20 protein-coding genes are annotated in these 23,359 nt (G+C 37.9%); 7 read left to right on the forward strand and 13 right to left on the reverse strand.

Features of this window, described 5'->3' with window-relative positions:
- The 6 genes from amrS to add all read right to left on the reverse strand — a co-directional run bounded on the left by amrS (window position 1) and on the right by add (window position 8,051).
- Entirely contained in the window at window positions 1–1,419 is a 1,419-nt protein-coding gene (amrS, locus tag ABN236_RS17620) for an AmmeMemoRadiSam system radical SAM enzyme (RefSeq protein WP_349474524.1), read from the reverse strand.
- Window positions 1,420–1,422: 3 nt separating this feature from the next.
- Window positions 1,423–3,672 (reverse strand): penicillin acylase family protein, encoded by a 2,250-nt coding sequence (locus tag ABN236_RS17625; RefSeq protein WP_349474525.1) that lies wholly within the window; start codon window positions 3,670–3,672, stop codon window positions 1,423–1,425.
- The gene (locus ABN236_RS17630) at window positions 3,669–4,691 is read right to left on the reverse strand and encodes an NAD-dependent epimerase/dehydratase family protein (protein ID WP_349474526.1); all 1,023 of its coding nucleotides are present in this window, start codon (window positions 4,689–4,691) and stop codon (window positions 3,669–3,671) included. Before ABN236_RS17630 ends, ABN236_RS17625 begins: the two co-directional genes overlap by 4 nt.
- 5 nt (window positions 4,692–4,696) lie before the next feature.
- Window positions 4,697–5,776 (reverse strand): acyl-CoA reductase, encoded by a 1,080-nt coding sequence (locus ABN236_RS17635; protein ID WP_349474527.1) that lies wholly within the window; start codon window positions 5,774–5,776, stop codon window positions 4,697–4,699.
- Complete coding sequence (locus ABN236_RS17640; protein ID WP_349474528.1) at window positions 5,773–6,813, reverse strand: LuxE/PaaK family acyltransferase; 1,041 nt, start codon at window positions 6,811–6,813, stop codon at window positions 5,773–5,775. The genes ABN236_RS17635 and ABN236_RS17640 overlap by 4 nt, the downstream gene beginning before the upstream one ends.
- A 242-nt stretch (window positions 6,814–7,055) precedes the next feature.
- The gene (gene add, locus ABN236_RS17645) at window positions 7,056–8,051 is read right to left on the reverse strand and encodes an adenosine deaminase (protein WP_349474529.1); all 996 of its coding nucleotides are present in this window, start codon (window positions 8,049–8,051) and stop codon (window positions 7,056–7,058) included.
- 136 nt (window positions 8,052–8,187) lie between these two features.
- Between add and ABN236_RS17650 the strand changes: the two genes are divergently transcribed.
- Window positions 8,188–8,868 carry a Crp/Fnr family transcriptional regulator gene (locus tag ABN236_RS17650; RefSeq protein ID WP_349474530.1) on the forward strand — a complete coding sequence of 227 codons (681 nt, stop codon included), beginning with the start codon at window positions 8,188–8,190 and terminating at the stop codon, window positions 8,866–8,868.
- A gap of 5 nt (window positions 8,869–8,873) precedes the next feature.
- On the opposite strand, the gene ABN236_RS17655 is transcribed toward ABN236_RS17650, so the two are convergent.
- The 6 genes from ABN236_RS17655 to ABN236_RS17680 form a co-directional block, all read right to left on the reverse strand.
- Window positions 8,874–9,407 (reverse strand): fimbrial protein, encoded by a 534-nt coding sequence (locus ABN236_RS17655; RefSeq protein WP_349474531.1) that lies wholly within the window; start codon window positions 9,405–9,407, stop codon window positions 8,874–8,876.
- A 9-nt stretch (window positions 9,408–9,416) separates the two neighbouring features.
- On the reverse strand, window positions 9,417–9,974 hold the full coding sequence (locus tag ABN236_RS17660; RefSeq protein WP_349474532.1) for a fimbrial protein: 558 nt from the start codon (window positions 9,972–9,974) through the stop codon (window positions 9,417–9,419).
- Window positions 9,975–9,990: 16 nt separating this feature from the next.
- Window positions 9,991–11,019, reverse strand: a complete 1,029-nt coding sequence (locus ABN236_RS17665) for a fimbrial protein (RefSeq protein WP_349474533.1) — start codon at window positions 11,017–11,019, stop codon at window positions 9,991–9,993.
- 17 nt (window positions 11,020–11,036) lie between these two features.
- Entirely contained in the window at window positions 11,037–13,619 is a 2,583-nt protein-coding gene (locus tag ABN236_RS17670; protein WP_349474534.1) for a fimbria/pilus outer membrane usher protein, read from the reverse strand.
- A 20-nt stretch (window positions 13,620–13,639) separates the two neighbouring features.
- Complete coding sequence (locus ABN236_RS17675) at window positions 13,640–14,317, reverse strand: fimbrial biogenesis chaperone (protein ID WP_349474535.1); 678 nt, start codon at window positions 14,315–14,317, stop codon at window positions 13,640–13,642.
- A 65-nt stretch (window positions 14,318–14,382) separates the two neighbouring features.
- On the reverse strand, window positions 14,383–14,928 hold the full coding sequence (locus tag ABN236_RS17680) for a fimbrial protein (RefSeq protein ID WP_349474536.1): 546 nt from the start codon (window positions 14,926–14,928) through the stop codon (window positions 14,383–14,385).
- Window positions 14,929–15,524: 596 nt separating this feature from the next.
- On the opposite strand from ABN236_RS17680, the gene ABN236_RS17685 reads away from it, so the two are divergent.
- Window positions 15,525–15,965 (forward strand): hypothetical protein, encoded by a 441-nt coding sequence (locus ABN236_RS17685; RefSeq protein ID WP_088495628.1) that lies wholly within the window; start codon window positions 15,525–15,527, stop codon window positions 15,963–15,965.
- A gap of 102 nt (window positions 15,966–16,067) precedes the next feature.
- Window positions 16,068–16,358, forward strand: a complete 291-nt coding sequence (locus ABN236_RS17690; protein ID WP_088495627.1) for a VF530 family protein — start codon at window positions 16,068–16,070, stop codon at window positions 16,356–16,358.
- Window positions 16,359–16,387: 29 nt separating this feature from the next.
- Here the strand turns inward: ABN236_RS17690 and ABN236_RS17695 are convergent, their stop codons facing one another.
- Window positions 16,388–17,554 (reverse strand): XylR family transcriptional regulator, encoded by a 1,167-nt coding sequence (locus ABN236_RS17695; protein ID WP_349474537.1) that lies wholly within the window; start codon window positions 17,552–17,554, stop codon window positions 16,388–16,390.
- 188 nt (window positions 17,555–17,742) lie between these two features.
- Between ABN236_RS17695 and ABN236_RS17700 the strand changes: the two genes are divergently transcribed.
- The 4 genes from ABN236_RS17700 (at window position 17,743) to xylB (ending at window position 23,248) form a co-directional block, all read left to right on the forward strand.
- Entirely contained in the window at window positions 17,743–18,912 is a 1,170-nt protein-coding gene (locus ABN236_RS17700; RefSeq protein ID WP_349474538.1) for a MalY/PatB family protein, read from the forward strand.
- Window positions 18,913–18,918: 6 nt separating this feature from the next.
- On the forward strand, window positions 18,919–20,394 hold the full coding sequence (nhaC, locus tag ABN236_RS17705; protein WP_088495624.1) for a Na+/H+ antiporter NhaC: 1,476 nt from the start codon (window positions 18,919–18,921) through the stop codon (window positions 20,392–20,394).
- 10 nt (window positions 20,395–20,404) lie between these two features.
- Window positions 20,405–21,721 (forward strand): xylose isomerase, encoded by a 1,317-nt coding sequence (gene xylA / locus ABN236_RS17710; protein ID WP_349474539.1) that lies wholly within the window; start codon window positions 20,405–20,407, stop codon window positions 21,719–21,721.
- 72 nt (window positions 21,722–21,793) lie between these two features.
- Window positions 21,794–23,248 carry a xylulokinase gene (xylB, locus tag ABN236_RS17715; protein ID WP_349474540.1) on the forward strand — a complete coding sequence of 485 codons (1,455 nt, stop codon included), beginning with the start codon at window positions 21,794–21,796 and terminating at the stop codon, window positions 23,246–23,248.
- Window positions 23,249–23,359 lie beyond the last annotated feature (111 nt).

The raw sequence follows: 23,359 nt of genomic DNA on the forward strand, positions 1-23,359 counted from the left end.
TTAGCGTCCTTTTAATGGAATAAGCGTGATCGGCACATTTTCGCTACCAAGATGCGTTTTTTCGGCTTCAGTAACAGGAAAATGAGCGCGATCGTAAACCTCAAACAGCTGGCAAGGTTCATTTTGGTGATGATAAAGACGAATACCCTCTGCTTTAGGGCTACTTTTCGACAACATAAAACGATGACAACTATTGGTGCTTATTGGACCAACAGGCTCTCCCTGCCGAGTGATAAATTGATAATAAATCGGCGAGTCATTTTTTTGTTCAATATGACATGCCTGAACAGGACCACGGAAAGGATGTGTAATACAGATAAAATCATCAGGGATATGTTCTGATAATTTATCGGTGTTAGATCCAGCCCAAGGTAAAATAATGGAAGACTGGAAATGACAGCGAGGACACTGCCCATTTTCTAAGTGAGATTGTGCAATTAACCCACTACGTTTCACTAACAAGGTGTGACACTCTGGGCAATAAGAGTTTGCGCTGTCTGTATCAAACACATTCCCCACATAAACATAGCGCATACCTTCATTTAAGGCTTGCTGACGAGCTTGTTCAAGAAAAGGAATCGATGTGCGTTCAACGTGGCGATATTGGTAATCAGGATGGAAACGAACATAGTGCAACGGAATATCTGCATCGAGATACTTAAGCATCCAATCCGTGACTTTCTTCGCTTCTTCCAGTGAGTCATTACGTCCTGTCATACATAAGTTAGAGACTTCAAGGTGCGGGCTATTTGTCGATTTACGCGCATCATAAACTTGTTTAATACCATCAAGAACAGACTGTAATCGCCCTCCTGTATGTTTACGATAAAAACTATCTTGCATTGATTTTAATGAAATACTAAAGATATCCATTACACCTAGTAATTCATCAATCCCTTTCTCGCTGATATAAAACGCACTTTTATAGAGATTTTTTAAGCCATGTTCGCGGGCGAGTTTCGCCGTATCCATAACAAATTCATGCCAAACAATCGGATCGTTATAAGTCCACGATAAAACACGGATATTATGTTTTAACGCATAATTGACCACATCTTCAGGACTGTAATAAGCGACGTTACTATCTTGCACATAACGAGCTTGGCTTGTACTCCAGTTTTGGCAAAAATCACAACGTAACATACAGCCAATATTACCTAACGATAAAATACGTTCACCGGGTGCATAATGGTAAACCGCTTCGGTTTCTATCGATTCTTGTGTCATAGGCACCGATTTACCGTAGTTTAGCGTCACTAAACTGCCATTCTCATTGCGTCTTAACTTACAAGTACCTGTACGACCTAAGTTAATTTTACATGCTCGCGGGCAAAGCTCACACTGAATGCGATCGTTTGAAATAGGATGCCATAGGCGTGCAGGATGCCCTGTTTGTTGCCATTGCTTCATTCTTGCCATGTGTCATTCCTTTTTATCATTACAATGATGGTTATTTTCACAAAAAGGCAAAACGGTTTTTTGTCGGGTTCCTGTTTGCCAACATTCCAATACATGACGCAGTTTCCAGTAAAAAGGATTTCCCTTTGCTGGGGTGTTGATTAAATAGTGGCATTCGCCTTGCGGGGTTAAATGAGCGATCAATTTAAAACCGGGACCAAAGGTATAAGGCTTGGTTTTAATGGTGTCGCTATTACCTATCTGGGATTGCGTTAAGAAATCAGCATTCTGCCTTGTGGCATGAATGGTTTCTCGATTACCGCCTTGATAAGGATAACGACCCGTTAATAGACGATTAAGCCACAATGGTTTTTTGATACTATGCTGAAATTCAACGTAAGGACGTTCCATTTTCTGACTGGCAATTAATGCGCTGGCATAGGTTTCACGAATTAATGTAGAAATCGCATCTTGTTCAAACTGCCAATCTTGAAGATGGTGTTGCAGAATATTGAGAATACTCCAGCGACAACTTGGCCAGAAATCCGTATACAGTGCGCGTGATCCTCTTTTTAGCACCTTTCCTAAGACTCTATCTGTAAGATGCTGTATCCATACATCAAAAAGCCGTGATGCATTGAGTTGCTGAGTATCACAATCCCATTGAGAAAGCATTTTATCTTCAGGTATATAAGGTAATAAAAAAGCGAGCGCTTTTTGAGCAAACAGATCTTTTTTATCATCTTGCATCTGACGAAAAGTTTCAAAAGTATGCTTTTGAGTTTGCTGAATAAGTTGTTCAATACGTAAAGCCCTTGTTGGTGGATGCCAACGATTAGATAACGCCGGTTTCCCATCCAAGAGCGAGGTACTGTATTGATTAGCGTAAAGGACATACCCGCGCTCAGGATTGTATTCGGCGGGTAAATCATCGAAAGGAACATAACCTTGCCACTGATGTAATGGCTCCGTCAAACTGAGCACTAAGCTGCCTAATTCACTATGGCGCTTAGGAATATATCCCATACTTTGTAAGCCAATATCACCGTGAATATCGGCATATCCCACCATCATCGGGGAATTTTTCACATGTCTTAAGGCTTCTCTAAATGATGTCCAGTTATGGCATTTTGCGAGCTGATAAAAAGTAATATCGCCACTTGGATTATCTAATGCCGGCCAGCGTAAAAATAAACCATAGCCCGCTTTTTCAGACATTAATCGACCTTGTGAATAATCATAAGTCACAAAGATATGTTGACGTTTTGAGGTTAAGCCAATGGTGTGAGTCCTTTTTGTTAATGGCTCCCATCCCTGTGTGGTTTCAACCATCTCGTTTTCTAAATCAATGCGCCCCCAATATAAATCTTGGTTATCCGCCATAATGCCGACCATTCCCCAAGCTGCATGAGTATTGCGTCCCACAATAATGCCCGGTGAACCGGGAAAATGTGACCCCATCACACTTAAGCCTTCTTTACTCTCTAAACGGCATAACAGATTAAAACTTGGGTTAACATGCCCCATATGGGGATCGGCAGCTAACATCGGTTTGCCAGACTCAGTAAGCGAACCATTGATAGCAATTACGTTAGAGCCGGTATCTGGCGATGCTAAACCTAAATGTTGTAAGCCTTTTAATCCCTCTTTAAACGCCGCAATGATCTCAGGATAATATTCACCCTGTTCATCTAAAGGAAATGGTGGGATTTGCTCTCCTTCAAGGCTAAAGGTAGATAAAAGTTGCTGATGTTGAGATGGTGTCAGTCGATTAGCTAAACGAGTGTGAAATAATTCATATTGCCATGCTGAATTAATAAAATATTTCAGTTGCCCTAACAGATAGCTGTCTGTTGTGGTAAATAATTCGGGCTTGTAACGTAGTAATAAACACTCTATTGGGCGAATTTTTAGATCTTTTATAGCTTGGTTAATACCTGCAATATACGCGGTAATATGTTGAAATTGAGTCGCTTGCCAGCTATCTGGCGATGCATTTTTATCGTCAAGCTCTGCCATTTTTGCGAGTTCAACCAAGCCTAGCCGACGTTGGAAAATATCTGTTCTAAGCGCACCGTTTCCCATCACTTCACTTAAGCGACCGCTCGCGACTCGACGTGATAAATCAAGTTGCCACAAACGTAAATAGGCTGCGCCATAACCTTGCCCATAAAAAACCGCATTATCTGTATCACCTTTGATACTTAGCAGTTGCTCTGTTTCTAGTGACAATGTCACGTTACCCCATTGCGAAGTGAGCGTCCTTGGCTTCATTTGGACTCCTTATTCATCAATGTGTATTGGTTAGCAATACTTTGGGCATAATCCTTAAAGTCATTTAATGGTTCACCTGCTGTCCATCCTAATAGCTGTTCTGCTTTAGAAGATGAATAGGTATAAGTGCTTCCATCCATAATACGTAGTGCTTCACAAGAAAGTGGCATGGAGAAACCGAGCAAGGCGAGCTTATCCATCAACCATGCTAAAGGTCGTAAACTACTGCGATTTTTTATCGGTAATGGTGCAGTTTTTTGTATTTCGCTGAGTAGTGTGAAAATTTCAGGCATAGAGAAAACATCACCAGTAAACAGCACTGTTTCTTGAGGTTTATCTAAGGCAAGTAAGCGCAATAAGCCATCACATAATTTCTCTACATGGCAGAGTTGAAAAGTACTGTTTGTACTGACTTGAAACGGAATTTTTTTATTGAAAAAAGCAGATAACGTTTGTGCTAAAACGCTATTGTCACCTTGACCAAATACACCGCCACAAATTGCAATTTTAATCGGCATTCCTTGTTGCTGGTGGCGTTCGACTAATACGTGGGCAACTTGCTTTGTTTCTTCATAATAACTGCGAAAATAGCCATTATGGCGATGAGTTTCATCAAGCAATACCCCTTGCGTTTCGCCTAATGCAGCTGTGGTACTGGTATATAAAATCTGAGGAATTTGCGCTCTTTTGGCTTCATTTAGCAAATTCAATGTGCCAGTGACATTGGTTTGATACATCTTTTGATGTTCAGAACGACTAGGTGCAATTCCCACTCGATAATCAGCAGCTAAATGAATAATAATATCTTGTCCAATAAGTGCTTCACGGTATGTATCAGGTTGGAGTAAATCTCCTTTTATCACTTTTACATCCGCTGGCAATACAGGGCGATTAGGATGAATTTTATGGGGATCACGACACAATACCGTTAATTCATCGCCAAGCTCTGCAAGCTTAGGTAATAAATAAGAGCCTATAAATCCATTTGCACCAGTGATAAATATTTTCCGTTTATTCAATGTGATTACCCTTCCTGATTAATAAAAAACACCAGTGTGGCTAACATAAAAAAGCCATCATGCGTTGCAGTCATTGGGCGAGAATGCATCGAGCCAATTGGACAATAGCGAGTGAAGCTATATTGTTGTGGTGAAATTGACGAAAGTGAGCCGTGATAGCCCAATGTTTGTAAGCGTGCAAACCACTGCTTTTGAGCTAACTGCAAATGATGCGCTACAGAACCGACGATCAATTGAAAACCAAAATTAAGCCAATATTGAGGTGTAAATTGAGTGTGGTAAGTGATCCCCCAACCTGAATTTGCATCATAAAGTGTGGGTTTTTCATTATTGAGTAAGTCACGAGACAATGAATATTCGTGTACTTGTGCCATTTGTTGAAGCTTTACTGTTTCTGGCAATGGGGATAATGAAGGTAATGCAATAGAAAGTTGCTGATAAAGCTGTTGAGCGCAGTTTTCATTCTCTAATAAGATAAAACGCGGTGAGCTACAAACTTGCTGTCTAAATAAACAAACATCTTTTAAAACAAGGGAAATATCAGGCAATGAATGACCTAAAATAGCCATTGCACTTATTTTTGGTCCTAACTCAATTAATTTGATTTGTGCTGGCACTACCTTGCGATAATGCTGAATAAGCGCATCACTCCCCGCCAATAAAATAGCTTCAACTCCGTTAAGAACAAGCTCATCATTTTGATTTTCACTCGACCAATCAAGAATTTCACACTCATTTTCATTTAGACCTAAATAAGCACGTAAAAGATAAAGCCATTGAGTGGATAATCGCGCTTTTATTCGGATAGGACTACCAATTAAATAGCCCGCAAGTAGTGCTTCTAATGTACCTAGGGGATCTTTTTCTGATACCACAATTAATAGTTTATTCGGTGCTCGCCAGCATTTGCCCCCCAATTCATTAGCCACTTTTTGCGCTAATATGTCGCTATAAGCCCACTGTGTTAAACGGTTAAGGCAGAATGCTTGCGTCAAGGGATCATCAGAGAATAGCCAATTCTCATTAAGGCAGTGTATTAAACACTGTTTAATGTTTGCTAAACGAACGTGTATTGCTTCTGTCATTTTACCTGCGCCGCACAAGTGCCCTCTGGTGAAGTCGCTCTGCCGATATAGTGAATATAGGGTAATGGATGACCACAAGCGCATTGTGTGCCCCATAAACCTAAGTCTTGGGTTAATAGGCGCTGAGAAGCTAATGAATCAAAAAAAGGATTTTCAAGTTGGATAAAGCCTACTTTCCTTTCTGGTGCTCGATCACCTGTTTCATCAATAATGGCAAAACGAGAGTAAGCAGGAATGTGGAAATGACCTTCACTGCAACTAATGTAGTGTAAAGGATGCTCTGTCATGCCATAAATATCACGAATATCGACATTGGGAGCATGTAAGGTTTCTTTTAATCCTTGAATAATATCTGGGCGTTCAAGTTGTTTTGTCATCCCTTTCCATCCACCACCGGTTAGCCCTTTAATCGGTGATAACAGAGTGAATGCATCAGGACGACTTAAGCATAAATGTTCAAAGAAAAGGGTTAGCCCAAGAATGTAGATAGGCGCAGGATCATTCGCCCAACGTTGCAATGTAGACCATGCTAATTTTGTATCAAACTGACCGTGTTCTGACACAGTAAAAACCAGCTCTTTAATGGGAGCACATTGGGTAAATTTTAAGAAAGCTGTCGCAAAACCAGCATGATCGCCAGATTGAGGATCAGGAGACAACATTAGAAAACGAGCGGGAGTGGTTGATATTAAGCCGTTGTGATAGAAAATCTGCGTCATTGCAGTTTCAATGCGCTTTAGGCTGACATCATCAAAGAAAACTTGTGTCTTTCCTTGTTGCCCTGTTCCTGAACTGTTTAGCCAAATACCGTTACGATGTGTGGGGGTGGCTAAATCCATAGTTTTAAATAAATTAACTGGAATAACTGGTTGAGGCATTTTTTGCCATAATGATTGATAGTTAGCATTATTTTGGCGATGCCAGTTATCAGCTTCATTCATAGATGCAGTAAAAAGTGCATCATCAAAACTATCAACAGCATAAGGTTGGGCAAGATTAACTAAATTATCCATCTCATAACGCTGTTCTTCAGACATGTTGTATCCTTACATTGATAAGGGCTATACCAACATAGTCATCAATTATTCTTACTTATTGAATGTAATTATTCTTAAAACAGGAAGGATGTGATTAGATTTCACCATTCTTATGTTTTATATCACATTGTTTTATCTAGATTGAATAATCGCAATCTGACAAATGGGTGTTTCTGCTTAAAAGTAAAGAAAACACCTTAAAAATAAAGGTGTTCTCTTTGATGATTATTATGTGTAGTTCACTATTTTGCGTGAACGTAGCAGAGCTTATCCATTAACTTTTTACGAACGTCATTTGCAATAAAACTGGCATTAAGAGCATCGATATTGCATTGCTGAAAGTCTTTTTCGCTCCAACCAAAAGTATCATGTAATAACTGATATTCTTTATTTAACGAAGTATTGGCAACTGTTCGTGCATCAGTATTAATATTTAATTTAATACCCTGCTTTTTTAGCTGATTAACGGGGTGTTGGTCTATTTGATCATAGATATTGCAGATAATATTACAACTTGGGCAAACCTCTAATAATATATTTTGAGATTTAAGCCTGTTAATGACTTTATTATCTTCAATACTTCTAACACCATGACCAATTCGAGTAACATGCAGTTTATCCAATGTTTCAGTAACGCTTTCAGCGCCTTTCGCTTCCCCTGCATGAGCAATTAAATTCCCTCCTGATTTTTTAACATAATCAAAAGCAGCAATATGATTATCTAAAGAAAAACGCGCTTCATCAGCCGCTAAATCAAGTGCAACAACACCTTTATTCAGATATTCGACAACTAATTTGGCGGTTTGTAGACTCTCTAACGCACTAAAATGACGCAATGTGCATAAGATCAATCCTGCTTTAATATCATATTTTTGAGATGCTTCATTCATTGCTGAAATAACAACTTCAACAACGTCTTTATCTGTTAAGCCCTGTTTTGTGTGTAATAACGGGGCAAATCGGATTTCAGCATAAATAACATTGTCTGCTTTCAACTGATAAAAGAGATCGTCAACGGCTAATGTAATTGCTGATTTAGTCTGCAAAATATCAATTTGTGGCGTGACTTTACTTAAAAAATCGCCCAAATCAAAACAGGGTTTATGAGCAACAAATTGCTGATTAAACTTATCAAAGCTTATTGTTGGATCTAGCTGTTTAATATAAAAATAGCTTAAACAAGTATCTAAATGCACATGAAGCTCGACTTTAGGTAATAAGCTGGGATTGAATGTCATTAATATAGTCTCTAAATATTAGGAATATCATGATAGTAATCACCTCCACCAGCCTAAAAAAGGACATATGTCCTTTTTTGAAAAGTATGCTATTTTCGATAATAAATTGAAGCTTTATCGCAAAAGGAAAATAAAAGTGAAAATAGTTAATGATGAAAAAAAACGTAACGCTTTTATTTTAATGCATCAACTTGATACTTATTTATCTGATGTATTGTTGTCTTCTATGCGATTAATGGAAGTGAAAACGGGAGAATATTTAATAACGCAAAATAGCCAAGCAACACATTTATACTGTCTAGTGGAAGGAAAATTACAGATTGAACGCTATGAAATAAACGGTGAGCATGTGGTTTTTTCTTTTGAACAAGCTTTCTGTGTTATTGGTGATTTAGAACTGTTTTCAGCTAAAGATGAAATGGTGTTTAGCACCGTACAAGCCTTAGTTCCTTGCTATTTATTAGCGTTACCTCTTTCCATTGTCAGACAAAAAGCATTGCAAGATGCTAATTTTCTCACCTTTATTTGCCAGCAATTAAGCCAAAAACTTTATCAAACGTCATTAAAACACGCTCAATCACCCTATTCTTCAGAATTTAAATTACGCCGATATATATTTTTTAAAGCACAACAAGAAGGACTCTCTTTTCAATTAGAAAAAAGAGACTCATTAGCGGCAATGCTTGGGATCTCAACCAGACAATTAAACCGCGCTTTAGCGCATTTAGTCAGTATTAAGGCGATTAAACTAAAGAGTAAATCGATAACGGTGTTGGACTGTGAATGTTTGTCTCAACTTAATGGCTTGGCTTCATAAACGTTTTATTGATAAACAATTTCAAGATCTAATGTGGCATTTGCTGTTCCGGGAAAAACGTCCTTCTCCATTTGCTTATAATAACCTCTAAAATTCAAAGTCACTTCACCCTCATTTTTTGCAGCACTAACAACAGTATTACGTTTATTTAATTCTAATGTCGTCCAATTACTGCCATTAACGCTGTACTGTGTTTCAACACCGACACCTTTGGCTGTATCAGATGATGTATTTAATGCAAGTACGGTGCTATTCCCTGAAAATACAGTGCCTTTAGGCGTTAAAATAACGGGCAAACCTTCAGGACAATCTAAGGTTATATTCCAATCTATTTTTTCGCTCGTTGAATGAATTTGTCCGCCAAAGCCATTTTCACTAAGGGAGATATGCCCAAGGTTAACGTCTTTAATTTTAGATGACTCTAATATGCAGGTGCTCGCTTGCACTTTCCCTTTAATATCAAATAAGGTGTCATAACTTATGGTTTGCGCCGAAAATAATAAAAAGAAAGAAATGATTGTTAATTGCGCTAATTTCATTGAGATCCCTTAATTACTTTGTACAACAAAGGTAATAGAAGCATTGGCTTTACCGGGTGTTGCTCTGTTTTCTAGTTGTTTATAGCGAGCTCTTAATTTCAATTTATTAATACCATTGGCAACTTCTTTTGAACTTAATAACACACTTATTTCATTGGCATTTTTTGCTTCCCAACGATTACGCTCTGGTGAATAAGATTCAATTTGAATTGCCATACCCGATGCTTGATTGGCAATATCATCAAGCTTAAATAAGTTCTTATCAGATGCGGGTGTGCCCTGTAATGAACCGACAACTTGGCTACTTTGCATTTTACAATTAAAGGTTAATTCAAATTCCACCCAATCTGTTGTGCTGCCAGCGGGAAAATTACTGCCGTTGCCACTTAATAACCAAGTTCCTAATTCAATATTTAGGTCATTCGTTTGAATACTACAAGCGGCGGCTTTAATTGAGCCTGTATAATTCACTCTGACGCTATCATTAGCAAAAATAGAATAAGATAAAAATGACAGTGCACATAAAATAAAGCGAGCAATAAACTTCTTTGCGAACGTATATTTCATAATCATTCCCTCTAGATTAACGGTAAACCAATGTGACAGTAACCTTGGCATTGCCATCTGAGGCTTTTACATTGTCAGATAATTTTACGTATTTAAAATCAAAATCTTTATTTATCACTTCTTTCTTATTGGTTGTTTTCGCAAAAGAATATTGATAATTACCCGGTGTTTTTCTATCGCCACCGAGTTTTAAAGCTTCAGAGCTTCCTGATTCAAACATCTGCACACCAAAACCGGGGTTATCGCTCTGATTTTCTAAATAGATAATATCTGAGCCAATATTATTTGGGTTGTTATTATCAGCAATCGTGTAATCAACAATCATATTTTCAGGGCATTCAACAGTCATTGATTGTTGTGCATAACCAAAGTTATCGCCAATACCTAACTTACGAACAGCAACAAGCTCATGGGTGCCTAAATCAACAGTTTCACGTTTGGTTTTTACTTCACAACTGGTTGCTTTCCAAGTAACGAATACAGAACTTCTCATAATAAGACCAAAGCCTGAAGTTAAAGACGTATTTACTCTATTACATCGTAGTGATAGCGACTCTAAAGTAATTCTATTAGAACTCGTTTTCTTTATTTCACCTGAGACAGTTTTCACAAAAGCTATTTTGGCATCAAGAAAGAGTTTATCTGTATTGTCATGTGTATTACGTAACTCTTCTGTAGAAGTAATGGGATACCACTGTGATGTACCACTCTGCCGATAACCCATGATATAACCAATACCATCGATATTTGTTTTAAAAACAGGATAGGATTGTGAATCTGCACGTATAGATGAAATACCCGCAGAGCTCTCTGAGATACTCGTTGTGTAATTAAATTTACCTGGCATATAGGCTTCACATAAATCTTCATTAGATTCAGCGCTAAATGTTTGCCATCCCTTACCTAACAACGATCCAGAAGATAACTTTTGTGCTGCTTCATCAATAATAAAATCATTAATTAAAAGGAAAAAACTATTGGAACTTAATGCTTGAGATGAAAACAGCATTACACTTGTGGCTAAAATAAATTGTTTAATATTCATGGCAAAGTCCTAATTAATTAACGACAGTCAACAGTGATGATTGGCAAATGCTGTTTTAAGTGCTCTGCCGTTAAATGATAATCTGCAATACATTGCTCTTGAGCGCCTTTACCCCACGACACGGAAATACTTCCTTTTTCAGGCATTCCGCTGAGATAAACATCGCCATTTTCATCTGCAATTCCAGAGCTTGCTTCAATTTCATTCGCTTGTGCTTGTTGTGCAAATGCACCAAATGGGACTGGTTTACCCTTATTAATCACAGTGAATAAAACGCGATATCCTACATGCGTTTGATAATCAGCAAGCATTGCGGCCCCCTTTGTTGGGATAAGCGTGACAGTATTATTTTTTAGCTCTACATTGTCAGGTAATGTACTGATATCTAGCGTAATTTCATTTTTATCATAGGCATTCAGATAAGGTACAATCGCATAACCTCGCCAATCAGTTGAAACACCTGCACGGTTTTGAACATTGACATTTTTAGCATCAGGCGCTCTTACAATCGCAAATGAATCATAAATAGGTTGTGACAATGTCACGCCATAAGGGTGTGCAACCACTGCACCTGTTAAGCCATAATTGGTGCGTTGTGAATGTTTGTCATAACCATACCCCACATTAGCCACACCATAGCTACCACGATAAGAGCCTGAAACATTACCGCTGGCATTGTTTTCTTTATTGCCATAAGACTGTTGAACGGAATAATTTAAATTATTGTTCTCAAGTAAGCTGCCACTAATACCTGCCATCATATCGGCGTTACCGTTGTTATCTGTTGTTACACTGCTGTTTAATGACGTGTAATTTCCGGTCATATTATCCAGAGGTATAGAAACAGAGAACGCAAAGCGATTATCTGATTTACGCTGATCAGGTGTACTTGAATAGCTATAATTTAAATTATAAGAAACGCCACCCATATTATTGCTATAACCAGAGCTGATTGAGCGCTCTTTTCCTGAACGACTCCAATAATCTTGCTGATAGGTAGAAAAATAAATATTGCCGTAATCATTTAAAGATTGGCTCAGTGTTATCTGAAAGCGATTCTTTTTATTATCGTGATAGATATCATCACTAGAATAATTATTTGCTTCAGTAAAGCTGTAATAACCTTCAGTGGAATAACGATAATTAGCCAACGTAACAGAGGTTCCCGTTGTCATCATATTTTTAGAATATTGGAAGCGATAAGACTGTCCACTATTGCTATTATTTTTACCTGCTAAATTTTGAGTATTCGCATGGGTAATATCCGTTGAGAATGCACCTAAATTACCTAAGTTAACACCAACACCCGCCACATAAGATTGATAATCTTTTGAAAGTAATGCACCGGTATAACCTGTCACGCCTTTAGGTAAGCCGTAAATAGCTGTACCTTGCACAAATTCTGGCTCATTTGCATCAGAGTTAGATTTAAATTGGCCGCCCGTTAGTGAATATTTTAACTGCCCTTCACGTTGCATAATGGCAATAGATGAAAAAGGCACAATAAAAGAGCGCTCTGTACCATCAGCTTCTTTAATTAACACAGTTAAATCACCGCTAGTCCCCGTTGAATAGAGATCATCAATCTCAAAAGCACCCGGAGCAACATAAGCTTGGTAAATCACATAGTTATTTTGTTTGATGGTGACTTCTGCATTACTTTGTGCAATACCACGGATCACAGGGGCAAAACCTCGCATGGAACTTGGTAACATTGCCTCATCACTTTGTAATTGCACACCACGAAACTGAAAGCTATCAAATACATCACTTGGTGTAGATGTATCACCAATAATCAATTGTGATTTTAGGCTGTTAATTCCTCGCTCTAAACTGGTTTCGATGCTTTTCCATTCTCTACCTGCTGAATTTTCGCTAAAAGTTGAATAATTCTTTAAACGCCAAGGCCCTAAATTTGCACTGCTACGAAAGTTAACATAATGATTATTGGTATCTTCTCCTCCAGTACGGCTCCAGTTATTTGAACCGCTATAGTAGTAATTTAAAACTAATGCAGGTAATCCATTTTCCCATTTACTACTTGGAATAGTTCCCGGAGCTATTTTTTCCATTGCAATTTGTGGAATAGAAATATTTAATTTTTGCTGATTAAGTTCTAATACAACTTTGGCATCATTAATATAATCACTAATATCCGTAATTTCTTGTGTTAGTGGTAATGATGTTAATGCAGAAATAGAATCTACTTTCACCCCCAAATCACTTAAATCTTTTTTTGTTAGGACGGGCATTAATTGCCCTGTTGTTTCATCGGTGATAAATGAAATATTTTTTGAATCAACAATAATGTTATTAATCACAACATCAACATGATATTTCCCAGCTAATTGTCCGCCGGGTTTAGCAAATTGTTGAAGGCTTTCTATATCTGCAATATTTTGCCCATCAATAACGCTTAATGAATTTGGGCTAAAGTAATCATTCGCAATTGAATAACTTGCTGTTGCACCAACAATAATAATAGTCGCAATGGCTTGAGAGATTTTCTTTAATTGAAATGTAAGTAATCCATTATGCGATGAGATAATGTATTTATTACAATTATTTTGTGATTTTTTATGATTTGTAATAAGGCGCATAATGAATAATCTTCCAATTATTATTTCAATGTTTGTGTTTTCTTATCAGTGATTGAGCCGTGATCGTTAACTGCGCTCCAAGTCACTTGATTAGCCTGAATTCCTGAAATATTCCAAGATGTCTCGCCCATCGGTGGCACCATTCCTGGGTTATCTAACTCTTTATTACCTACAACTAACTGACCAAATGAAACATAGTAAGGTGTTGGATTTTTTGCTTTTAAATGATCACCTTGTTTTTCAAAAGTTAGCGTTTCATAAGCTGAAGCCGCATCTAACTTTGATAAGTTTTCAGGTCGGTAAATTAATTTAATTTTATTATTAATAGAGATGGTCAGGTTATTAACTGCGTTAGGATCTGTTGGTGGAATAGATTTTACATTTAACCAATAAACAGATTCTTTATTTGTTGGCAGTCTAGGATCGGTTAATACAATACGTACTGCATTTGCTGATTCTGCTTCAATTCTAAATAAAGGTGGTGTAACTGAAAATGGTGGTTTAGCTGAATCATTATTATCAAAATTCTCAATCCATGATTGAACTAAATAAGGCGTTTTTTCATTATTTCTAACGGAGATTGTTGCCTCTTTTTTGTCACCTTCATAAATAACACGAGTCCCACCTAATACAACACTCGCATTTGCGTTAATGGCAACCACACTTAAAAGTGATAAGGCAATAATTGATTTTTTCATAATATTTCCTTTGAGAAAAAAGAGGGAACCTACGTTCCCCTTTGACGTAAATACGGGGTAATTAATTACTGGTTATATTGAATAGTCACAGTAACATCAGCATTTGCTGTTCCTGGTGTAACTTCTTCTGCTGTTGTTACATAACGCGCATAATAAGTTCTTTCACCTTTATTGCCATTTAACTTAATACCCGTTGCTTCTGTATTTGGTGTAAAGTAATTTTCGCTGTTCTCATCATCAAAAAGACCAATACCTACACCTTTTGCATCGCTTACTTTATATAAGTCAGGATTCTCACCATTTGCAGTACCTTCGAATTTAACGCGTGCAGTACCTAATGTTGCAGGACAACCACTTAAACCGATGGTGAAAGGCATTGCTGTTGTTTTTTCACCTACTGCATCAAAGGTGTTTGTTAACCAAGTACCTAATTGAACAGTACCTTCATTTTGATTTTGGTTATTCGTTTCAACAGTACAAGTTGAATCAATAAATTGACCTTTAAAGTGAATGATACCTGTTGTATTACCATCAGCAGGTGCTGCATTTGCAATACCAGAGAATGAAGCCGCAATAATAGATGTGATTAAAAGTGTTTTAGAAAAAGTCATAAGTTTTCTCGCTAAATTAAATAATGTTTATTTGTTCAGTTGGCAATATTTAGAAAGGTTAGATATTAAATATGTGCCTGTATGTTCAACTCGGAAAAATTATATTTACTTTTTCTTATGGGATCTACATTGCAAGACCTTCTAGATAATTTGATTTAATACGGATTATTAAATTTAAACAAGTCCTTTATGTATGCATCTTTAGGTTTTATTATCTTAATTATTGTATCTTTTCAAAATAAAAAACCAAGAAATGGCTCATTGTAAGTAATTGGTATAATGTTCGAAATTGTAACGGAAAATTTCAGAAGACATAGAAATTAACGCTTTCTTAGGAATTATCTTTATGTTTGATAAATAAGATAAATGTTTGATCGAGATTAGGGTGAAAATTATTGGCTACGTATAAATCACTATATTTTATAAAAAAGTAATTAATAACCCGTATTACAGATTAATTTTCTTTAAATAAAGTAATAGTAAATAGAAATGGTATTATTCATTATGGCTAAAGAGTTAATGAAGCTGTTGCAATCAAGCTTTAAACACGATGGTTATAATGGAATGATAAAACTTAAAAATGAGGATGGAGTATCATGAAAATACAATATAAAAAGATGGCCACTTATTTTTCATTTCTATTTATTGTTTTAGTATTGGGTACGTACTATTGGTTTAAACTACCCTATTCTTTTTCTTATCAGCGTCAACTTGCTACTGATTTTATTAATAATATCAATAACGAAGAATATGAGCAGGCATTTAGTCTGACACAAAAAAATATGTATACAGGGAAAACATTAGAAGAGTTTAAAGCTAAAGTGATGAGAGAAATCCCTGCTTCTGGATATCAATTTGCTTATAGTTTTCCAAAACAAACAAATGGGAATCGTCTACGTCGCTGGTTTAATGGCACGGAAGTGGAAATGCAGGATGTGAACATCGAATTTAAAGGTCCTACTGATCTTCGGATCACGCTAAGGCATACTGACGATGACAAATGGGAAATCTTTTATATTACGAGCCATGCGGGATAACAACGCATCATCTCTATTTTATTCAGCCCATTTTATTGCCACTCTCACGGCTTTCTTGTACTCTGCATCGCTTCTTCTATTTCATTGTAGGTAAAAATAGTAATGACCGGACACGTTTCTAAAGATCCTTTGCATGGCGTTACTCTCGAAATGCAAATAAATGCGCTGGTGGCTAAATATGGTTGGGCTAAATTAGGTCAACTTATCAAGATTAACTGCTTTAGAAGCGATCCTAGCGTGAAATCAAGTTTAAAATTTTTGCGCAGAACTCCTTGGGCACGCGCTGAAGTGGAAGCGCTCTATCTTGATTCTCTTGAAGCTGATATTGATGATGTGATTGAAGTTATCGACCACCCAGATTGTGATCCTTGGGCGAATAGCCGTAGAAAGTAATATAAATATGATGTGGAATATATTGGTAATCACTCATCCCTAAACTCTTTTGGCGTCATACCAAATTCTTTTTTAAAGATAGAGTAAAAATATTGCAATGACGGATAGCCACACATCACTGATATTTCTTGGATTGCAAGGGTTGTCGTGGCTAATAAGTTTTGAGCGCGTTTGAGTTTCTCTTCATAAATAACGGTATGAATTGTCTTACCGATCTCCTTTTTAAACCGTTGCTCTAAATTAGAACGCGACATATTAACCGCATCTAAAACTTGCTCTGTTTTTATCCCTTTACAGGCATTGTAATAAATATAATGCATAGCCTGCACAACGGTAGGATCGTTAAATGAGTGAAAATCCGTTGAGCGACGTTCGACTATTTTAACGGGAGGAACTAATATTCTTTGCTGTTTATCTGTTACATGCCCTTCTAGGGTTTGATGTAATAACTTTGCGGCTAAATATCCCATTTGTCGTGAACCTTGCACAACAGAAGATAATGCAATACGAGATAAATAACGTGTCATATCTTCATCATCAATACCAATAATGCTTATTTCTTCAGGCACATTAATATTTAAATTATCGCAAACTTGCAGTAAATGCCGTGCCCTTGCATCGGTGACCGCAATAATCCCAGTTTGAGGTGGTAAAGTTTGTATCCAATCAGATAAACGATTTTGTGCGTGCTGCCAATTCTCTTGCGTAATATCCATACCGTTATAAACAATACCCGGATATTTTTCGCTGGTAACTAATTGTCGAAATGCATGTTCTCGTTCATTAGACCAATGAGGATGATCTTTTGCTGGTAAGCCATAAAAAGCAAAGTGTTTAAGCCCTTTTTGTTTTAAATGCAAAAAGGCTTGTTGAACTAATTCATAATTATCAGTAGCGATATAAGGAACGGGGGGATAATTTTCTTCTCGATGATAAGAGCCACCGACACCAATAACGGTTAATGGTGATTGGCTTAAATGCTTAGCAATAGTAGGATCATCAAAATCAGCAATAATACCATCACAAACCCAATGATTTATATTATCAAGCCGAGTACGGAAATCTTCTTCAATAAATACATCCCAATGGCACTGTGATGCCTGAAGATATTCTCCAACACCCTCAACCACTTGTCGGTCATAGACTTTATTAGCGTTGAATAACAGCACAATACGAAAGTATTTATCTTTTTTCATTTTACTCTACCTAATTACCCAGCTAGGCATTAAACCACAGCTTTAATTTTGCTAGAACTTGCTTTCATCGCTATGTGATTACTATCACACAAGCCAAATTTCGTAATAGCAAAGTAAAAAATAGGAATAACCAATGTTAATAACAACGAGTATTTTGTTTTTAAACACGGTTGCCGAGGAGATTTTTCATGTATCAGAATAACTTTAATAAATTAATTTCTAGGCAAAATACCTATAGCGCAAAATGGTGTAATAGTAACGCCAATGTTATTCCGTTATCTGTTGCAGATATGGATATTCCTGCGCCTGATTTTATTATTAATGCATTGACTCAATTTAATCTCAAAGGAATTTATGGCTATACCGACCTTAGCCATGATTGGAATAACGTTGCTGTAAATTGGTTTAAAACGCAATATCAGTGGGTTGTTGAGCCAGAATCTATTGTTTTTTGCCCTCGTATTATTCAAGCAGTCTCGCTTTATATTCAAAACTTCACACGTGTTGGTGATAAAGTTACAACCTTATCACCGGCTTATCATCCTATTAGTAATGCAGTTTGTGTCAATCAACGTGAACTATTAGAAAGCCCGCTGATTTATCGTGACGGCTATTATGAAATTGATTTTGATGACTTAGAAAGTAAGTTTAAACAGTCTGTCTGCTTTATTTTACTATCGCCACATAACCCAACAGGTACGGTATGGCAAAAAAGTGATCTATTAAAAATAGCGGAACTTGCACAGAAATATCAGGTTTTTATTATTTCTGATGATGTACATGCAGATTTTGTTTTTGATGGCGCAACGTATCACCCTATTTCATCAGTAAATAGTTATGTAAAACAACACTCTTTTATTTGTACTTCTCCCGCTAAAACATTCAATTTAGCCGGACTCGAAGTCGCCAATATCGTTATTGCCAATCTTGAATATCGTGAAAAATTCAAACAATGCTTAATTGCTGCGGGTATTCATAATCCTGGTTATTTCTCAGTTCCCGCTTTTTTACAAGCTTACACCTTACAAGGTCAACAATGGGTTGGTGAATTAAAAACGTACCTTGCTGATAACCGACGTTGGGTAAAAGAACAATGTGAACGTTACTTTCCTGATTGGGTTATCACTCAAAGTCATGGCACCTACATGCTATGGGTTAACTACCAAAAAATGCAGTTATCTGAAGAACAACTAAAACATTGGTTTGTTTCATTAGCTGAAGTGGAAATGAGTTGGGGGCGTGGTTTTGGTGCGGTTGGGGATGGTTTTTTCCGCATTAATATCGCGACACCTCGTTCAATATTAGAAACCGTTTTCACTCGGCTTATTCGTACCTTACCTCACGCCAGTTTGGAATAAATTACAATGAAAACGCAAACGATAAACAGCCCGAGAACACCGACATTACTCGAATCACTCTTTCCAATATTCACCATGGTGGTGCTATTAGGAGGAGGCTACGCCGCTTTCGATTTACCACCAGAGCCTTTAATGGTGCTGTCTACGGTTGTAGCTGCGCTATTAGTAAAACGATTAGGGTATCGCTATGACGAGATCTTAACGGCAATCTCACAAAAAATTGCTAAAACCATGCCAGCATTGCTGATTTTAATCAGTGTAGGCTTGTTAATCGGCACATGGATGATTGGTGGCACCATTCCATTGATGATCTATTACGGCTTAAAAATGATCAGCCCAGAAATGCTCTATGTTACGGCATTATTGGTGACATCATTAGTGTCGGTCTGTACAGGAACTTCATGGGGTTCAGCAGGAACCATCGGTGTTGCCTTTATGGGTGTTGCGGTTGGTATGGATGCAAACCTTGCTGCAACAGCCGGTGCCGTAGTTGCAGGTGCCTATTTTGGTGACAAACTTTCACCGCTATCAGGTGATACTAACCTTGCTGCAATGGCTGCAAGGATAGACCTCTATCAACATATCTGGCACTTACTTTACACCACACTGCCTTCGCTGATTTTAACCGCGATTGTGATGACGGTTTATGGCATGAACGGCGATTTAGCAGGACAAGGTGTGCCAGAAAAAGTGACATTAATTACCAATGGTCTTGAGAGTGTTTATAACTTCAATCTAATCCTTCTCATTCCTGTATTAGTGATTTTATATGGTTCAGTCACGAAAAAACCAACTATCCCTGTGATGTTAGCCTCTGCCGCCATTGCGATGTTTAATGCTTATCTTATTCAAGGTTTTGGATTACATGACATCGTAAAAAGTGCTGTTGATGGATTTAATGTCTCAATGATCCAAGGGAAAGAAGTTCCTGAATTATTAGGTAACTTATTAAATCGTGGTGGCATGAACTCAATGATGAGCACCCTGCTTATCTGTTTCTGCGCCCTCTCTTTTGCCGGTACTTTATCATTAAGTGGCGCATTAGAAGTGATTGTCCACGCATTGTTAAAAATGGTTCACTCAACCGGTTCAATGATCTTAGCCACAATTGCTTGCGGGCTAACTATGATTGGCGTGACCTGTAATGGACAAATCTCAATCCTTATTCCTATCGAAATGTTACGCGGTGCCTATATCGAACGAGGCTTACACCCTAAAAATCTAGCCCGTACCGTAGAAGACTCCGCCACTATCTTTGAACCCATTTTACCGTGGACAGCTGCAGGCGCTTATATGGCAGGTACGTTAGGTGTTGCAACCTTAAGTTACTTACCTTGGGCTGTATTGTGCTGGAGTGGCATCTTTTTTGCCATGCTGTGGGGTTTCACGGGCTTTGGCATTGCCAAATTAACACCAGAAGAGCAGGAAGAGATGACTGCTGAGCTTGAATCACATTCAGAATTACAACTTGATACTAAATAAGGACGGTTCCATGTCTTACTTTGATAAAATTGAACAAATTCAATATGAAGGCACAACAAGCGATAACCCACTAGCGTTTCGTTACTATAATCCTGATGAGATAATCTTGGGTAAACGAATGGAAGATCACCTAAGATTTGCCGCTTGCTACTGGCATAACTTCTGCTGGAATGGTTCTGATATGTTCGGTATCGGTACTTTTGATAGACCGTGGCAAACACCAGGCGAAGCATTAGAGCAAGCAAAACGCAAAGCAGATGTTGCCTTTGAATTCTTTCATAAGCTTAATGTTCCTTTTTACTGTTTTCATGATGTCGATGTTATTTCTGAAGGCAATAACATTAATGAATATATCTCTAATATGGCGGCGATCACCGATGTATTAGCGAAAAAACAAGAAGAAACCAACGTTAAGCTATTATGGGGAACCGCAAACTGTTTTACCAATCCTCGTTATGGTGCAGGTGCAGCAACTAACCCTGATCCTGATGTTTTTGCATGGGCAGCGACACAAGTTTGTGAAGCGATGAAAGCGACAAAAGCGCTGGGTGGTGAAAACTATGTATTATGGGGTGGGCGCGAAGGCTATGAAACGCTGCTAAATACAGACTTACGCCAAGAAAGAGAGCAAATTGGTCGCTTTATGCAGATGGTTGTTGAACACAAACATAAAATTGGTTTCCAAGGCACATTACTGATTGAACCAAAACCACAAGAGCCGACAAAACATCAATACGATTACGATACCGCGACTGTTTATGGTTTCTTAAAACAGTTTGGTCTTGAAAAAGAAGTCAAAGTAAACATTGAAGCCAACCACGCAACGTTAGCGGGACATAGTTTCCATCATGAAATCGCGACAGCCATTGCGTTAGGTATTTTAGGCTCTGTTGATGCTAACCGTGGCGATCCACAATTAGGTTGGGATACAGACCAATTCCCAAATAGCGTAGAAGAAAATGCGCTAGTAATGTATGAAATTCTTAAATCAGGTGGATTTACAACAGGCGGTTTAAACTTTGATGCTAAAGTTCGTCGTCAAAGTAATGATAAATATGACCTTTTCTACGGGCATATTTCAGGAATGGATACAATGGCAATGGCATTACGCATTGCAGCGAGAATGATCCAAGATGGTGGTCTTGATAAATTTACGGCGCAACGTTATTCAGGCTGGAGTGCAGAGTTAGGTCAGAATATCTTACAAGGTAAATTAAGCCTTGAAGAGGTAGCAAAATATGCCCAAAGCAATGCCTTAGCGCCACAATTACAAAGTGGACGCCAAGAAATGCTAGAAAGTTTAGTGAATCGCTATATTTTTGGCTAATTGCATAAACGTAATAACACAGCGGGTTTTCCGCTGTGTTTATTAATTAGATAAAGGTCATGGGGTAACTTTATGTATTTAGGGCTAGATTTAGGCACTTCAAGCGTTAAAGCGATCATCATGAATGAGCAAGGCGACGTCATCGCCAGTCATTCCGTTTCTTTAGCAATATCACGCCCTCACCCTCAATGGTCAGAACAAGATCCCCTGCAATGGTGGCAAGCAACGGAAGAAGCCATTCTTCAACTTGGATGCAGTTATCCAATGGATCAAATTGAGGCGATTGGGTTAAGCGGACAAATGCATGGTGCCGTTTTACTTGATGCTCAACAAGCTGTGCTACGTCCTGCAATCTTATGGAATGATGGTCGTAGTTTTAAACAGTGTCAGGCACTTGAGGCGCAATATCCCCAATTTAAAAAAATTACAGGTAACTTAGTAATGCCCGGCTTTACTGCGCCAAAACTACAATGGGTTGCTGAAAATGAGCCTGAAATTTTTCAACGTATTGCGCATGTTTTATTACCTAAAGATTTTTTACGTTGGAAGATGAGCGGTAATTTCGCCAGTGATATGTCAGATTCAGCGGGTACGCTTTGGTTAGATATGCAAAAGCGAGATTGGAGTGATGAGCTTTTAAATGCCACAGGGTTAACGCGTCGTCAAATGCCTACGTTGTTTGAAGGCAATCAAATAACGGGCTATCTATTGGCAGATATCGCTAAAAAATGGCAGATGAAACAAGTGCCTATTATTGCGGGTGGTGGCGATAATGCAGCGGGTGCAATTGGTGTCGGCGTTTATCAGCCGGGTCAAGCGATGCTCTCTTTAGGTACTTCAGGTGTTTATTTTGTTGTTAGCGAAAAATTTCTCCAAAATAGTGACAATGCAGTCCACAGTTTTTGTCATGTATTACCTAATACTTGGCATTTAATGTCTGTGATGCTAAGTGCAGCATCGTGCCTTGATTGGGTGTGTCAATTGACAGGAATTGAGAGTGTGAGTGCGATGTTTGAAGAGATTGAGCACGCCACTTTTGCTGATAGCCCCCTCCTATTTTTACCTTATCTATCAGGCGAACGGACGCCTTATAACAACCCTAATGCGAAAGGTGTCTTTTGGGGGTTAACCCATGAACATCAACGTGCTGATTTATGCCTAGCTGTTCTTGAAGGCGTGAGTTTTGCGTTACGACAAGGGATTGAAGTTGCTGAAAATGCAGGTCAATTAGCTAATAACATTACGTTAATTGGTGGTGGTGCAAGAAGTGAATATTGGCGACAACTGCTTGCAGATATTACAGGAAAGACTCTCGATTATCGCCAAGGTGGTGATGTTGGCCCTGCACTTGGCGCAGCAAGGCTGGCACAATTAGCAGTAAACCCTGCTCATTCATCACAAGTTGTTCTTTCTCAGCCTAAGCTTGAAAAACGCCATACACCAAATTTAGAAAAACATAAAACATACGAAAAAAAATATCATGCCTTTAAAAAGTTATATTCATTGATTGATACGATGGAAATATAACTATATTGCGTCAATATCAGGGTATTATTTAAAACCACTCAATTAAGAGTGGTTTTATTTTTTACTTACGGTTGTAAGATAAGATGCACTATGAGATCTCTCTATATTGAA

This window comes from Proteus sp. fly-1013 (genome assembly GCF_040140245.1).
GTDB classification, from domain to species: Bacteria; Pseudomonadota; Gammaproteobacteria; order Enterobacterales; family Enterobacteriaceae; genus Proteus; species Proteus mirabilis_B.